The organism is Myxococcus sp. MISCRS1, from assembly GCF_026626605.1.
Classification (GTDB): domain Bacteria; phylum Myxococcota; class Myxococcia; order Myxococcales; family Myxococcaceae; genus Myxococcus; species Myxococcus fulvus.
Genome location: NZ_JAPNKB010000001.1, coordinates 6,958,617 through 6,973,437 on the forward strand (window position 1 = coordinate 6,958,617; position 14,821 = coordinate 6,973,437).

15 protein-coding genes are annotated in these 14,821 nt (G+C 69.5%); 4 read left to right on the forward strand and 11 right to left on the reverse strand.

Annotation, left to right across the window (positions count from 1 at the left end; all coding sequences use genetic code 11):
- The first annotated feature begins 3 nt into the window (after window positions 1–3).
- Window positions 4–747 carry a glucosamine-6-phosphate deaminase gene (locus OWM54_RS27700; RefSeq protein WP_267699451.1) on the forward strand — a complete coding sequence of 248 codons (744 nt, stop codon included), beginning with the start codon at window positions 4–6 and terminating at the stop codon, window positions 745–747.
- A 4-nt stretch (window positions 748–751) separates the two neighbouring features.
- Here OWM54_RS27700 and OWM54_RS27705 read toward each other — a convergent pair whose 3' ends face one another.
- Window positions 752–2,383 carry a vWA domain-containing protein gene (locus OWM54_RS27705; protein WP_267699452.1) on the reverse strand — a complete coding sequence of 544 codons (1,632 nt, stop codon included), beginning with the start codon at window positions 2,381–2,383 and terminating at the stop codon, window positions 752–754.
- Window positions 2,384–2,972: 589 nt separating this feature from the next.
- Between OWM54_RS27705 and OWM54_RS27710 the strand changes: the two genes are divergently transcribed.
- A complete protein-coding gene (locus OWM54_RS27710) occupies window positions 2,973–4,994 on the forward strand; it encodes a hypothetical protein (protein WP_267699453.1) in 2,022 nt (673 codons plus the stop codon).
- Between the two features lie 151 nt (window positions 4,995–5,145).
- On the opposite strand, the gene OWM54_RS27715 is transcribed toward OWM54_RS27710, so the two are convergent.
- Window positions 5,146–5,367 (reverse strand): hypothetical protein, encoded by a 222-nt coding sequence (locus tag OWM54_RS27715; protein WP_223747128.1) that lies wholly within the window; start codon window positions 5,365–5,367, stop codon window positions 5,146–5,148.
- 339 nt (window positions 5,368–5,706) lie between these two features.
- Here OWM54_RS27715 and OWM54_RS27720 point away from each other — a divergent pair, with 339 nt between their 5' ends.
- The gene (locus OWM54_RS27720; RefSeq protein ID WP_223782550.1) at window positions 5,707–6,702 is read left to right on the forward strand and encodes a hypothetical protein; all 996 of its coding nucleotides are present in this window, start codon (window positions 5,707–5,709) and stop codon (window positions 6,700–6,702) included.
- Between the two features lie 36 nt (window positions 6,703–6,738).
- On the opposite strand, the gene OWM54_RS27725 is transcribed toward OWM54_RS27720, so the two are convergent.
- A complete protein-coding gene (locus OWM54_RS27725) occupies window positions 6,739–7,734 on the reverse strand; it encodes a lytic transglycosylase domain-containing protein (RefSeq protein WP_267699454.1) in 996 nt (331 codons plus the stop codon).
- A 10-nt stretch (window positions 7,735–7,744) separates the two neighbouring features.
- The gene (locus OWM54_RS27730; RefSeq protein WP_267699455.1) at window positions 7,745–8,461 is read right to left on the reverse strand and encodes a TetR/AcrR family transcriptional regulator; all 717 of its coding nucleotides are present in this window, start codon (window positions 8,459–8,461) and stop codon (window positions 7,745–7,747) included.
- Window positions 8,462–8,558: 97 nt separating this feature from the next.
- Between OWM54_RS27730 and OWM54_RS27735 the strand changes: the two genes are divergently transcribed.
- Complete coding sequence (locus tag OWM54_RS27735) at window positions 8,559–9,074, forward strand: hypothetical protein (protein WP_267699457.1); 516 nt, start codon at window positions 8,559–8,561, stop codon at window positions 9,072–9,074.
- A 7-nt stretch (window positions 9,075–9,081) separates the two neighbouring features.
- Here OWM54_RS27735 and OWM54_RS27740 read toward each other — a convergent pair whose 3' ends face one another.
- The 7 genes from OWM54_RS27740 to OWM54_RS27770 form a co-directional block, all read right to left on the reverse strand.
- Window positions 9,082–9,627: a hypothetical protein gene (locus tag OWM54_RS27740; protein WP_223747133.1), complete on the reverse strand. Its 546-nt coding sequence runs from the start codon at window positions 9,625–9,627 to the stop codon at window positions 9,082–9,084.
- 17 nt (window positions 9,628–9,644) lie between these two features.
- Window positions 9,645–10,274 carry a hypothetical protein gene (locus OWM54_RS27745; protein WP_223747134.1) on the reverse strand — a complete coding sequence of 210 codons (630 nt, stop codon included), beginning with the start codon at window positions 10,272–10,274 and terminating at the stop codon, window positions 9,645–9,647.
- A 214-nt stretch (window positions 10,275–10,488) separates the two neighbouring features.
- Entirely contained in the window at window positions 10,489–10,971 is a 483-nt protein-coding gene (locus OWM54_RS27750) for an acyl-CoA thioesterase (RefSeq protein WP_223747135.1), read from the reverse strand.
- Window positions 10,862–11,938 (reverse strand): YheT family hydrolase, encoded by a 1,077-nt coding sequence (locus OWM54_RS27755; RefSeq protein ID WP_223747136.1) that lies wholly within the window; start codon window positions 11,936–11,938, stop codon window positions 10,862–10,864. The genes OWM54_RS27750 and OWM54_RS27755 overlap by 110 nt, the downstream gene beginning before the upstream one ends.
- Entirely contained in the window at window positions 11,931–12,662 is a 732-nt protein-coding gene (locus OWM54_RS27760; RefSeq protein WP_141332770.1) for a hypothetical protein, read from the reverse strand. Before OWM54_RS27760 ends, OWM54_RS27755 begins: the two co-directional genes overlap by 8 nt.
- Before the next feature lie 5 nt (window positions 12,663–12,667).
- Complete coding sequence (locus tag OWM54_RS27765; RefSeq protein ID WP_267699460.1) at window positions 12,668–13,750, reverse strand: fatty acid desaturase family protein; 1,083 nt, start codon at window positions 13,748–13,750, stop codon at window positions 12,668–12,670.
- 145 nt (window positions 13,751–13,895) lie between these two features.
- Window positions 13,896–14,780 (reverse strand): sigma factor-like helix-turn-helix DNA-binding protein, encoded by an 885-nt coding sequence (locus OWM54_RS27770; protein WP_267699461.1) that lies wholly within the window; start codon window positions 14,778–14,780, stop codon window positions 13,896–13,898.
- Between the last annotated feature and the right edge of the window lie 41 nt (window positions 14,781–14,821).

Sequence of the window (14,821 nt, forward strand, 5' to 3'; positions counted from 1 at the left end):
TCCATGAACATCCGGGTCTTCGAGTCCGAGCAGGAAGCGGCCGCCGCGTGCGCCGCGCGCATCGCCGAGGCGGTGACGGCGCACCCGTCGTTGGTGTTGGGGTTGCCCACGGGGCGCACGCCGCTGAATGTCTACCGGGAGCTGGTGTCGCTGCAGGCCCGGCGGCGGCTGGACTGGTCGATGGCGCGGACGTTCAACCTGGAGGAGTGGGTGGGGTTGTCGCCGGAGGAGGGCGGCAGCTTCCACGCGTACATGGAGCGGCACCTGTTCCGACATGTGAACCTGTCGAAGGAGCGCATCCACTTCCTCGACGGCGCGGCGCCGGACCTCGCCCAGGAGTGCGAGCGCTACGAGGCGGAGCTGATGGCGGAGGGAGGGCTGGGATTGGTGTTGGTGGGCGTGGGCGCGGACGGGCACCTGGCGTTCAACGCGCCGTCGGACAGCCTGCGCGCGCGCTGTCACCGGGCGAAGCTGAGCCGGGGGGCGCGCGAGGCGAACGCGATGTTCTTCGGGGATGACGCGAGCCGCGTGCCGCTGGAGGTGCTGACGCTGGGCATGGGCGCGCTCATCCAGTCGCGCCGGGCGATGCTGCTGGCGTTCGGCGCGCAGAAGGCGGAGGCGGTGAAGGCGCTGGTGGAGGGGCCGCTGACGCCTTCGTGTCCCGCGTCGTTCCTGCAACTGCACCGCGACGTGGAGGTGTGGCTGGACGTGCCCGCCGCGAGCGCGCTGGCGGGCCGCGTCCAGTAGGGCCTCAGCGCGAGCTGCTCGCCAGGCGCGGGGCGAGCAGCTGGCGCAGCTTGCCGAGCAGCGTGAGGAACTCCACGCGGTCCTCCTGCCCGTGGGTGGCGTCCGCCGCGAGCGAGTGGATGCGCGAGAAGTTGCGCTCGTCGGTGGTCAGGGTGCCGCGCAGCAGGTCCGCGGTGCTGGCGACGGCCGCGGCGAAGCGCAGGTCATCCGAGGCGCGGTCCAGCGACGCCTTCACCTGCTCGCGGTTCAGCACGAAGCGCTGCTCGGCGGCCTCGGAGTCACCCGGCTTCTTGGCGCGCACGCGCACGGTGGCCACCGTGTCCCCCTCGCCCGTCAAGTCCAGCTCGTAGAGCGCGGTGACGGTGTGGCCCGCGCCCACCTCGCCCGCGTCGACGTCGTCCTTGCGGAAGTCCGCGTCGGCGATGGCGCGGTTCTCGTAGCCGAGCAGCCGGTAGGCGCGCACCGCCGCGCGGTCGAACTCGACCTGGATCTTCACGTCCTGGGCGATGACCTCCAGCGTGCCACCCAGCTGGTCGCGGAACACGCGCTGCGCCTCGCGCTCCGAGTCGATGTAGTAGCAGTTGCCGTTGCCCTGGTTGGCCAGCTTCTCCATCAGCTCGTCACGATAGTTGCCCATGCCGAAGCCAATCGTGGACAGGGTGACGCCCTCCTTCACGTACTGACGGATGCTGCCGAGCATCGTCTCCACCGTCTGGTTGCGGCCCAGGTTGGTGTCGCCGTCCGTCAGCACGATGACGCGCGAGACGCGCTGTGAGCCCGCCATGCGCACCGCCTGACGGTAGGCGAGCTCCAGCCCGTCCCCCATGGCCGTGCCACCACCCGCGGAGAGCGAGTCGATGGCGGCGTTGATGCGCTGGCGCTGCCTTGCGGGCGTGGGCTCGAGCACGGTGGACACGCCGCCGGCGTAGGTGGTGATGGCCACGGTGTCGTGGGGGTTGAGCCCCTCCACCGCGAGCTTCACCGACTTCTGGACGAGCGCCAGCCGGTCGGGCCCCTGCATGGAGCCGCTGGTGTCCACCAGGAAGACCAGGTGCGTGGGCTTGCGCTCGGCCTTGGCGACGTGGCGTCCCTGGAGGCTCACCCTGAGCAGGTGCTGGCGCTCCGCGAAGGGCGACGGCGCGGCCTCGAGCGCGACGTGGAAGGGGCCCTGGCCCGGGGGCGGCGCGGGGATGGCGTAGCGGAAGTAGTTGACCCACTCCTCCACGCGAACGTTGGCGGGGTGGGGGAGCTGGTGCTCCGTCACGGAGCGGCGGAACTGGGTGTAGGAGGCGGTGTCCACGTCCACCGCGAAGGTGGAGAGGGCGTCCTCGCGCACGTCGGTGCGCGGATTGATGGCCTGGGGCGCGCCGCTGGGGGCCGGGGCCTGTGCGACGGGGACGCTGGCCCGCTGCTCGGTGTCGGAGTCGCCATAGGCGTCGTTGTTGCCGAAGCTCCTCATGCTCTTGCGCTGCAGGTGCTCCGAGCCCGAGGCGACGGCCTCGTGGTTCCCCGCGAGTGACGAGGCGCTGGCGCCGAAGATCTTGCGGATGTTGTCGCCGTACAGCGTGACGGCTCCGCCGAGCAGCGCGAGCGTGACGAACAGCGTGACGAGGATGCGGGTGAATCGCTTGCTCATGGGGCCTCGGGGCGTGGCGGAGGAAGTCATTGCGTGGAGGGACTCGTCTCATGGGGGCCCCACCGCGCGCGTCCGTCATCCGCCCGAGGTCGGTCATCGGGAGGAGGTCGGTCATCCGGCTGATGCCCTCATGCACGAGGACCCGGAGGTGTCGCGCCGGTCTGGACGTCTGGGATTGCCGCTCCGGCCCTGTCATCCAGTGAACAGCCTTGGAAAGAGGCTTGTTGACGGTCTGCCAATAAGAAGGCATCCTTTCTGGCGAAGCAGTCACGAGTGGCCCCCATGCGCTCCTTCCCCTGGTCCTCGATTGCCGAGCAGGTCTCGCTCCTCGCGCGCTCGAGTGGAGTGACGACCGTGCGTGGGACGAGGGCTGTCGGGTGCGCTCGGCGAGGCGCCCGACGATGTCCCTCCGCGCGCACTTCCGCCTCGCTGTCAGGGATGCCCGCCCTGGAGTCCGCCGTGGTGGCGGGGCTCCGGACGGGCCTGGCCTGCTTCCCTCCGTGTCTTGGCGGCCGGGAAGCGGGAACACGCAGCGAAGGAGCGTTTCATGCGCGTCGTCAGGAAGTCACTCACAGGAAGCAGTCACGCCGTGTCATTCATTCGCACGTGGGTTGCCGTGACGACGCTGGCGGTACCCGGCGTCGGCGCCGCGAATGACTTGTTGAAGAGCAGTCGAGGCGGTTCGGTGCAGTGGGACTTCTGCTACGGCAAGGCGGACAGCACGCTGTTGCCCGTGGACCCGCGCACGCTGGTGCAGCCGGGCATCAGCAACGGCAAGGCGGTGCACTTCAACGCCTATTGGAAGAACTGCCACGTCGACCCGGTGGCGGTGAAGGAGGTCGGCGCGGCGAAGACGTGCGGCGAGCTGCGCGCGCGCTTCGACCACGGCGAGGGCCTGTTGACCAACGGCCACCCCGGCGTGGGCGCGCTGTTCACCGGCACCGACTACACCGTGCCCGAGGCCGCGTTCGGCATCGCGACGTTCTCCGCCGCGCAGTACAACGAGCTGTGGCGGGTCTGGGGCTTTCCCTTCCGTCCCGACAACTTCGACACCCTGGTCTCGCAACGCTACGGCTCGGGGTTGAGTCCCAAGCGCAACCCCTATCCGCTGCCGGGGCAGTTCCCCAACCTCTCCAACGGTGGCAGCGGACAGCTGCCGGAGATGCTCACGCAGCTGCGCAATCCGGATGGCAGCTGGAGCGGACGCATCGGCGTGACCTGCCACGCCTGCCACAGCGGCATGGTGGGAAAGCCCTCGGATGGTCCGGGGATGGGCGTCCAGGTGGGCGGTGGCAGCAGCCTGGCGGACCTGGACCTGTTCCTGAGTGATTTGCTGCCGCTGGGGTATCCCGCGTCGCTGGCCACGTTCCTGAACCTCAACCGCACGCGCGGCACGAACAACGCCAGTGACATCAACCTGGCCTTCCTGTTCCCGGACGAGAAGCTGCTGCGCCCCTCGGAGGTGATTGGGCTCATCAACTCCGGCTCCACCGCCGGCATGGACACGCCGGCGTGGTGGAACATGGGGCACCGTCCGGTGAAGTTCGTCGACGGGGTGTTCCCGATGGATGCGCCGCGCGTGGACATGGTGTTCTACACGCCGTTCATCGGTCTGTTCGGAAGTGCCGGCGGGCCGCTGAGCGAGGCGGGACAGGACTGGATGCGGGAGAACGGCCCGTCGCTCAACACCTGGGTGGACGCGCTGAAGTCCCCGCCGTATCCGCTGCCCATCAACCCGACGTTGGCGGAGCAGGGGGCGGTGCTGTTCCACACGCTCGACATGTGGGCGCCCTCGCGCAACAACACGGTGCCCCGGCCGCAGGGCAACGGCTCGTGCGCGAGCTGCCACGGCGCGTACGCGCCCCGGTACGTCAACGACCCGTCCTTCCTCGCGTCCCCGACGCTGGAGGGCATGGCGAGCTACATCGTCCCGCTGAACATCATCGGCACGGACCCCGTGCGCGTGAACACGAACAACGCGGCGGTGCAGTCGGCGGGGGCGAAGAACTTCTTCGGCTATCCGACGACGGCGGGGACGGACCAGGACTGCGGTCCGCAGAACCAGCCGCACATCCGGGGCAACCGGCCGCTAGGCTATCTGGCGCCGCCGCTCTACGGCGTCTGGGCCACGGCGCCGTACTTCCACAACGGCTCGGTGCCGAACGTGTGGGAGGTGCTCAAGCCGTCGGACCGCAAGCCCATCTGGCGCCGGGTCTCCACGCCGCCGCGGTGGGACCAGCCGCTGGTGGTGATGGGGTTCGACACGGACCTGCAGCGCGCGTTCGACTCGACGAGGCTGGGGTGGAAGTACGACACGATTGCCTGCAAGTGGCGCGGGCCGTTGAACCCGGCGGTGTCGCCGTACATCAACTGCCAGCCGGGGGATGAGTTCACCACGCCGCTGGCTCAGGAGTTGATGAACGTGCTGTTCAGCAACCTGATTGTCTCCTGGAACATCCTCTTCCCGCCCACGCGCACGCGGCAGCAGTTGGAGGACCGGAAGATCTACAACACGAACGCCTTCGGCCAGGACAACGGCGGGCACGAGTTCAACTCCGTGCTCACCGACCCGGAGCGTCTGGCGCTCATCGAGTACATGAAGACGCTGTAGGCGGCAGGTCGAGCGCTGATGGCATGCGGGCCCGCTGCTTCCTCTCGGGAGGTGGCGGTGTCCCGCGTGCGCACCGAACGCCTCCTCCGGGTCCTCTGCAACTGAGGGCATCCACCCTCGCTGGATGACCTCCGCATGGGGGCCGCGGCGCTCAGTCGGAGTGTCGCGCTTCTCCGCGCGCCCGGCCCCTGTATGGCAGCACGAACAGGTACAGGCCGGTGAGCAGGAGCAGGAGGAGGGGAGGCAGTGCCAGATACGCGACCCAGACGGGCGGCGATTCCTGGCCCATGACGACGATGTTGGCGATGACCGCCACCGTGAAGGCCACGGACAGCCAACGGTGGGTCTGACGGATTCCTCGGCTCCAGCTCATGGGTTGCTCCTGGGATGAATCCCCACTGTGGAGTCGCGTGCGGGGGATTGCTTCTCGAAACCTGCTCGATCGGCCTGCGCTACGTGCCGGCGGACAGGGTGGAACCAAGGGCTACACGACCGTCAGCGGTGCGGTGTCCACGAAGACACAGGCCGCGAACACGGGGGCTCGCGGATCCGGTCCTCTTCCGAGAAGCCCTGCCTGGGACGTACTGTCTTCATCCCAGGCCTGGCGCACGGATAGGGTCGCGTCCGTGCCACGGGGCAGTCTGGGGTTGCGCCGTGTGCTAGCTTCGGGCCTCGACTCCAACGCCTGCTCAACGGAAGAGACGAGACCCTCATGTGCTACAGCGGCTGCCCGTTCGAACCCGGAGAGTTCGCCGAAGGCCTCATCCGGAATGAAGGCTATCCCGTGCTGGATTTGTGCGCGAAGTGCCGCAAGATGTTGCCCCAGGCGCGTGGATACTGTTCGGGCTGTGGTGAGACCATCGAGTCTTCCACGGAAGAGGGCGGGACGCTGGTGAAGTGTTGTAGCGCCGAGATGATGCGAAAGGTCCGCGAAGGGAACCTCTTCGCTCAGACGTGGAATGCCGAGCCGATGAAAGGCTCGACGCTCGGGGCGTATGTCAACATGAGCATCCAGTTGGCCAGGCTGTCGCACGAGCACGACATCGGCTTGATGTTGTACCTGGGCGAGAGCCTGACGCTGGTGAAGCGCTGCATGGGATGGTTCGTGAACGAGCGCCTGGAGGAGACGGGCGTCCTGCGCAAGCTGCCCGGCGTGAAGGTGACCGGCTCGCTCACGACCGGAGGGGAAAGCGCCATGCCCTCCTTGTCCTGGCAGGAGTACTTCGCCCAGAAGCTGGCGAAGGGCGTCGAGCTGGCCAGGACCTGGAACCCTTCCGGGCCGACGAACCTGACGGTAGGGATTGCGGACTATGGCGTCAGTGGCGGGAGCTTCAAGGCGCTCTGCAAGTACCTGAGCACCCGCACCTTCCCGGGCGTGGAGAAGTTCCAGGTCGTGATGTTCTGCTCCGAGTCCTCACGGGAGAAGCTCCTGACCGCCGTCCAGGCCTACAACAACCAGGGCAAGTTCGCCGAGGCCCTGGTCCTCCCCTTCGAGGCCTTCCTCCCGAACCCCAAGCTCGGAGGAGACACGCCGAAGAACTTCCAGGGGCGCGGCTCCATCAAGCGCGCCTGGGATGACTTTGGTGAGAAGCGCCGGTACCGCGACCTCGAGGACTCGGGAGTCGTCTCCGAGGAGGACGCCTACTTCGAGCGGATGAAGACGGAGATCCACGACCTGCTGAGGTCGGGCAACTTCGACCGCGGATGAGGGCCGTGGCGGACCGGCTCCCTCGGTTCGCGCGGCTCAGCCCTGGCGCGTGCCGGGCGTCACAGCGGGCTTCGCCTGGGTCGCGCGGGTCGGGGCCTTCGCGGGCGCGCTCTGTGACTTTGCCGGAGTCTTGGCCGAGGGCGTGGGCCTCGCCGCGACAGGCTTCGCGGCCTGCGGCTTCGGTCGAGGCGCCGTGGCTCCCGTCTTCACAGCCGTCGTCGAAGAGGGGCGCCTGGGTTCCGCCTTCGCCGCCGCGGGAGGCGAGGACGCCACCTTCGTCGTCTCGGGCTGGGGCCGAGCGGGGGCCACGGCCTTGCGCGCCCCCGTCTGCGCCGGCCTCATCGCCGGAGCCGGCTTCACCACCACCGCCGCGCGCACGGGCGTCTCCACGGCCACCACGGGCACGGGCCGCGCGCGCGCCGCCACCACGGGCCGCGCAGGCGGCTCCGGCCGCGTCCGAGCCCACGCCGTGAGCACCTTCGGCACGTAGTACTCCGTCTCCCCGTTCCTCGGCACGCGCCCGTTCACCGCGCCGGGCCCCGCGTTGTACGCGGCCACCGCGAGCCGCACGTCACGGAAGCGCCGCAGCTGCTCGGCCAGGTACCGCGCGCTCCCATCCAGCGCCGGCTCCGGGTCGAACGGGTCCTCCACGCCGAGCATCTTCGCCGTCGTCGGCATCAGCTGCCCCGGGCCCATCGCACCCGCCGGGGAGATGCGGTGCACCCGCCCCTCCGACTCCACCAGCACCAGCGCGTGCAGCAACCCCTCGGGCAGCCCGTGCCGCCGCTCCGCTCGCGTGATGAGCGGCTCCAGCGGCTCATGCCCATCCCACAGACACGAGGGCCGATGCGCCGCGTACGAGCGCAGCGCGTTCACCTTCATCTCCAGGAACGAGGGCGACAGGGGCGAGATGTGCGTGTCCCCCAGCCACGCGACGGCCGTGTTGATGAGCACCAGCGGCGCCACCGCCGCCAGCCCCACCCACGCCCACCACGGAATGCTGAAGCCACCCAGGGCCCGCTTGCGTCCCACCTCCCCACCCTTAAGGGCGCTTTCCCCCTCCGTCCAACTTCCGGCGCCCCCCAGGTCCACCCGGCGGCACCCTCAGTCCATCCAGCACCAACGTGGTGAGCGCGTCCGGCAGCTCCAGCGGGTTGCCGATGTCCTCCTCGCTCAACACCGCGAGCAACAGCCGCTCCACCGCCCCCACCACCGCGAGCCCGCTCACCGCCGGGCGGATGGGCCGCAAGAGCCCGTGCGTGTGCGCCTTCTGGGTGATGGCCACCGCGTGCCGGGACACCTCGCGCGACAGCTGCGCCACCTTCGTGCGCGCCCCCACCGCCGGCCCCCGGCTCTCCTGCAGGTACAGCCGCACCACGCCCGGGTACTGCAAGAGCGCGCTGGCGATGACCGCCGCCATCGCCCGGTACGCCTCGAACATCGCCTCCACGCCGCGCGCCCCCGCGAGCGCCCGGCCACACGCCTCCAGCCCCGACAACAGCTCCGCGCGCACGGGCGAAAGCAGCGCCTCCACCAGCGCCGGTTTGTCGGCGAAGTACCGGTAGAACGTCCCCTTGGCCACCCCCGCCGCCTGGGTGATGTCGTCGATGGTGACCGCGTCCAGCCCCCGCTCCACGAAGAGCGTCAGCGCCGCGTCCTCCAGCGCCTTCGTCCGCTCCCGCCGCGCCGTCTCCCGCACGCCCCCCGGACGCCCCGGACGCTTGTCCGCCTCCCTGGCCCCTCGCTTCGGACTCACCATCGTGCGCTCCGACGCATCGCGTGATACATAAAGAGTGACCAAATAGTCATGATATCGAGGGCGGGGCGTCGACCGGGCGCTCCGTGGGAGAGCGACGATGATTGGCATCCCTCTGGGCTGGGCGTACTCCAATTTCGGCGAATGGGCGCTGCACAAGTACGTGCTGCACGGCCTGGGGCGCCGCCGCGGGAGCTTCTGGGGCTTCCACTGGCACGAGCACCACCAGGCCTCGCGCCGGCACGACATGCTGGACGACCAGTACCTGCGCTCCTTGTGGACGTGGTCCGCGCAGACCAAGGAGCTCTTGGGGCTGGCGCTGCTGGCGCTCGCGCACGCTCCCCTGTTGCCGGTGGCGCCGTTCTTCGTGGGCACCGTCTGGGCCTGCGCGGCCAACTACTACCGCGTCCACCGCCGCGCCCACCTGGACCCGAAGTGGGCCCGGGAGCACCTGCCGTGGCACTGCGACCACCACCTGGGCACGGACCAGAACGCCAACTGGTGCGTCACCCATCCGTTCTTCGACAACGTCCTGGGCACCCGCCGCGAGTACCTGGGCGTGCAGCCCGTGCACGCGGGAGAGCGCCATTCCGTGGCCTCTCCCGCGCACCCGTGAGGCGGACCTAGAACACCAGGTCGAAGTAGTTCGCCTTGGCGCGCACGCCCGCGCACGCCTCCAGCCGGGCGCTCCAGTCGCGCGTGGGCAGCGAGCCGCGCGCGGTGAAGACCAGCTGCAGCGAGTCCTCGCGCGCCATGTCCAGCAGGTTCACGGCGCCGCTGCCCGTCAGCCGGATGGACTGGGTGGGCGTGGTGCTGGCGCGGCGGTACTCACCGATGAGGATGCTCTCGGAGGTGCCAGGCTTCACCACGGACACGCTGGCGCGCTCGATGCCGCTCAGGTCCGTGCTGGACGTCACCTCGAAGCCGCGGAGCCTGAGCTCCGTCTCCACGTCGGTGTCCTCGGGGAGCACGTCGTCGAAGTCGCCCAGCGGGAAGTCGAGCGCGTACTCGATGTCGGCGGAGCCGGGGAAGGCGGCGGGGAAGTCCACGTTCGGCTCGGCCTTGCAGATCTCCTCGGCCTCCGCCTCGATGAAGAACAATGAGTCGCAACCGGTGGCGACGAGCGCGCAGGTGGAGAGCACCAGGGCGCGGAAGGAAGTCGTTCGCATGGTGGGGGCTCCTGGCCTTAGAAGAAGTAGAAGAGGAACCCCACCTTGACGGAGGGGATGGTGGCGCGAACGGTGAGGTTGCGGGCGGTGATGTCCGACTCGTCGGTGGCGTCCTCGATGAGGGCGGTGGCGTCCTTCACCCCCATCCGCACGTAGCTCAGGCCCAGGTGCAGGAAGAAGTTGAAGCGGCTGGCCGCGCCAATCTCCAGGCCCACGCTGCCGGCCACGTAGTTGTAGCTGATGTCCTGGATGGCGGACGTCGCCCGCGAGGGCTCGGCGCCCAGCCAGTCCACCACGTCGTTGTAGTCCGAGCCGAAGTAGTACCCGGCCTCGGCGTTGATGGACGGCGCGATGAAGGTCTGCAGGGGCAGGATGCTCAACCCGCCGCGCAGGCCCAGGCTCAGCGTGTTGGTGGTGGGCCCCGCCTGCAGCCGCAGCCAGGGCACCGGCTTGAGCACCGCGGACAGGCCGATGCCGTGCGGCGCGCCCGCGTCCACCAGCAGGCCGAAGCGGTAGGGTGAGTCGCCTCCGCCCTCCTGGGCGTGGGCGGCGGCGCCAGTGGCCAGCGCCGTGAGGCAGGCCAGCGCCGTGCCGTGTCGTCGTAGGAATGCCGCGCGTCGTCTCGTCGAGGGTGTCGCCGTCGTCATGTGCTGTTCCACGAAGGGAAGTCCCGGCCCGGGCGAGCATCATTCGGCGCCACGCTCCGAAACGGAAGTCGCGCGCTCGAAAATGATGCCGGCGGCCGCTTCGAGGCACGGAAAGCCCCGGGTTCCCGGCGCCGGCCCCGAGGAGGGGAGGCTCCTCGCCCGGTGTACACCAGGCAACGAAACCTCCCACACGCCTCGGGCCCTGCAGGCGACGTCAGCCCTGGAGCGCCTCGGTGCGGCCCTGGCGCGCGTTGACGGCCTCGATGACCTGCGCGGGCGCAATCACGCCCTGGCGGCCGAGGATGACGGCGGTGGACTCACCCTCCGCCACCACCTTGCCGTTCGAGATGAACTGGTGCGTGGCGTAGAAGTACTTCTCGTCCCAGCGCGAAATCGTCATCGACACCGTGTACTTGCGGAACGGCGGCAGCGCCTTTTTGTAGTCCATGGTGTGGCGCACGATGATGGGCGCCCACTTGTTCTTCATCATCAGCGCCGCCAGCCCCGTGCGCACGAACAGGTCCACCCGGTTCAAGTCACACACCGTGAGGAACCGCCCGTTGTTCATGTGCAGGTTCAGGTCCAAATCATTGGGCAGCACGCGCTGCTGGAGGGTGCTGGTCAGCGCGTCCACCTTCATCTGCGGCTTCCACAGCGAGGACACGAGCACCCACAACATCCGGAGATAGAGATTCATGTGCTTCGCGCTGCTCCTGCAGGAAGAACGAGATGAGGCGGGACGGCGGATAGTAGCCAAAGCCGGAAGCGTGGCGGTACATGAAACCCAGATGGCCCCCGTGCGGTGTGAGCTCCAGTTGCACGTGGGAGCGCAGCTCGCCCGGTGAGGGCAGCGTGTCGGGCGCCACCAGCGGGTCGTCTCCGGCGTTGAGGATGAGGAAGGGCGTCTGGATGTCGCCCAGGAACTGCCGGCTGCTGCAGCGGCGGTAGTAGTCCTGGGCGTCGCTGAAGCCATGCAGCGGCGCGGTGAACACCTCGTCGAAGTCGCGGATGCCGCGCAGGCCCGACAGCGCGCCCAGCCGCGAGGCGTACTCGGGCAGGTGTGCCTTGAGCCGCGCCACGCGCTGGTAGGAGCGCAGCACGCGCAGCTGGTAGAGCTGGTTGATGCCCTCGTACGCGCGGGCGGCGGTGCTGGCCAGGTCGAACGTCAGCGACACGGCGGCCGCGGCGCGCAGGTGGCTGTGGTGGCCCGTCTGCGCGAGGTAGCGGATGACCATGCTGCCGCCCAGCGAGAAGCCCACCGCGTACAGCGGCGTGGTGGGCTCCTGCTCGCGCACGGTGGCGACGAGCCAGCCCAGGTGCTCGGTGAAGCCCGCGTGGTAGAAGGGCGCCAGCCGGTTGGGCACCGCGCCGCCCCGGTGGCAGAGCACCGCCGCGCGCAGGCCGCGCCGGGACAGCTCTCCCAACAGCGCGCGGATGTACGTGGAGTCGGGCGTGCCCTGCATCCCGGGCAGCAGGATGAACAGGGGCCCTGAGCCCTCGCGGTTCAGCCAGTGCACGTCCACGAAGTCGCCGTCGGGCAGCTCGTGCCGGCGCTGCTCGATGGCCACGTCGAAGCGCCGCGGGTCCAGGTGCGGCGCCACCGTCTGCACGTGCGAGTGCCTGAGCCACCACGGGGCCTGGAAGCCGGAGGCAAGCTCACCCACGGACGGCCTCGACGGGCGGCGTGGCCGTGTCCTCGGGCAGCGGCATGCCGATGCGCGCCATGACCTCCAAATCCTTGGGCGTGTAGGGCCGCGTGCGGCGGCGCACGTAGTCCGCGCCCAGCACCAGGTTGAAGTTGGACACGCCGCCGTAGCGGTGGTGCAGGAAGTGGTTGCGGTAGATGGCGCGGCCGTAGCGCGTGCGCAGGAACCACGCGAGCCACCGGGGCGCGGTGCGCTGCCCCTCCTCGAACGGGCGGTGCAGGTACGGGTGCACGAAGTGGCTCATGAACGGCGGCAGGAGCAGCGTCACGCACCCGGCCAGGAAGGCGATGGGCTTGAGCGTGAAGTAGAAGAGCGGGAAGAAGATGACCAGCGGCGAGACGAAGACGAACGCGCCCTCGCCGTGCAGCTTCGTGGCGAACGCGCCCTTGATGATGGTGACGCCGTGCTTGCCGCGCTGGAGCAGCTCCTCGGTGAGCTTCGTCTTCTCCTCCTCGTCGCGGAACTGGGTGACGTGGTCCCCGCGGAAGGTGCGCACGTGGTGGATGGTGTGGTGGGAGAAGTGCGTGTTGATGAGCGGCCGGAACAGCCACGGCGCGCGCTGCCAGAAGCGCACGGCCTTGGGGCGCGCGTCGGACACGTACTCGTGCATGAAGGACTCGATGTACGAGGCGATGACGTAGCCGAGCACGAGCCCGAGGAGGACATGGATGAGGTCGGACATGGGAGTCAGTGCTCCTCTCCGGAGAGGGTGAGCAGGCGGTCCAGCCGACCGGGTGAGGGGGCCGGAGCCGCCAGGAGCGCGGGTGCGCCCCGGGGTGGGGTGGGGGGAAAGCCCGTCATGCGGCCTTGCGACGCGTCGTAGACCTTGAGGCGGAAGGCCTTCAGCGACTCGAACAGGCCCAGGCGCACGCCGTGGCCCTCCAAGTCATGCTGCTGCATGTAGTCGCGCAGCAGGTAGCCAGGCACCTGCGGCTTGAGGTGGTGCACGTGGTGCAGGTTGATGGCGCCGAAGGTCCACTCGAGCACGCGCGGCAGCACCAGGAAGCTGCTGCCCTTGAGCGCGGAGTCCTTGAGCGTCCAGCGCGCGTGCGGCACCCAGTACGGCTCCTCCACCTGGTGCTGCACGAAGAACAGCCAGATGCCCAGGCCCGCGGCCACCTGGGTGATGAGCAGGTGCATCAGGAAGAAGCGCGGCCAGTCACCGAAGGCGAGGAAGGCCGCGTGGACCGCGACGAGCGCCAGGTTCGTCACCCAGATGGAGCGGCGCTCCGGCACGCGCGAGCGCGCCACCAGCGTGGGCAGGCGGAAGCGGAACATGAACTGGAACACCGGGCCGATGCCGAGCAGCACCGCGGGGTGGCGGTAGATCCGGTAGCGCAGCCGCTCGACGGGGCGGAGCGCCTGGTACTCGTCCGCCGTCATCGTCACGATGTCGCCCGTGCCCCGGCGCTCCAGGTCGCCGCTGGTGCTGTGATGCACCAGGTGCATGGCGCGCCAGTACGCGTGCGGCGCCAGCGTGAGCAGCCCGAGCCACGTGCCCACCCGGTCATTCATCGACGGGCGCGCGAAGAGCGAGCGGTGGGAGCAGTCGTGCTGGAGGATGAAGACCCGCACCAGGGTGATTCCCGCGAGCACCGCGAGCCCCAGGCCCAGGGCCATGGAGCGCGCGAGGGCCACGTAGCTGGCGGCGGTGAGCAGCAGATAGGCGCCCGCCGTGCCCACCACGTGGAGCAGGCTTCGGGTGGTGCGGGGTTGCCAGCGGGCTGTCGGTGCGGGGTGTGGGGTGTGGGGTGTGGGATGAGCTGTCATGGTTGTCTCGACGCTGCGGGCCGGCCCCCCGGAACCATTGATTTCTCCATCAATGGACATAACCGCCGTGACGCGTCGCGACAAGGGCTTCGCAGGTTTTGCGATGATTTGGTAGTTTTCTTGGTTGGTTGTGCGTCTGGGACTGTCAGGGGCGCAACAGTCGATGGAGGCTCACCTCGAGCTGGCTGCGGATGAGGGCCAGCAGGCTCTCCAGTTCGGACGGGGCCAGCTGGAGCCGGCGGACGAGCGCGTCGCGGGTGCGCTCGACGAGCTGCTCGCGGGCCTGGGCAATCCAGCGCGCGGCGGTGGAGCGGGAGGTCTGGTACATGAGGCCCACGGAGTCCACCGAGAGGTTGTCGACATGGTGCAGGCGCAGCAGGCCGCGCTCCCGGGGGGAGAGCGTGGCGAGGGCCTCCTGGAGACACTCCCGGAAGTCCTCCTGATGCCGCGCCCGGATGAAGCTCAGCTCCGCGTCCCCTCCCACCAGCGCGTCCGCGTCCGAGGGCAGCGCGTCCAGCGCCACGTGACGGGGCACCTCCGCGTGCAGGTCCGCGAGCAGCCGCGTGGCCACCGCGCGCACCCAGCGCTCCAGGGGGCCTCGGCCCGTGTACGTGGCGATGCGCGGCAGGGGCGCGCCCTCGGCGACGAGGAGCCGGTGGCGCAGGCGCTGCTTCAGCTCGGCGACGCGCTCGGCGTCCTCGGCGGGGAACCACGCGCCCACGCGGGCGAACACGCTCGCGTCCAGCAGGGCCAGGGCGGTGGTGTCCGCGTGCGCGCACGCGTAGGTCAAGAGCAGCTCGCCCGCGTGCACCTGCTCCAACAGCGCGCACGGGTCCTTCGACGCGGGCATGCGCGCGGCCAGGTGGCGCACGAAGTCCTCGGGCTGGAAGCACAGCGTGGGTTGCTCGTGTCGGGCGCGGGCGAGGAGGGCCTGCAGCCGCGCCTCCAGCGTTCCAAGGTCTTCTTCCGACGACGTCTTCACGGGTGTCACGGCGACGAAGGTCCGACTCAGCCCCAATGCATCCCCCATGGCGGGGGAGTCTATCCGGGGATGGGTGAAGGGGGGACGGC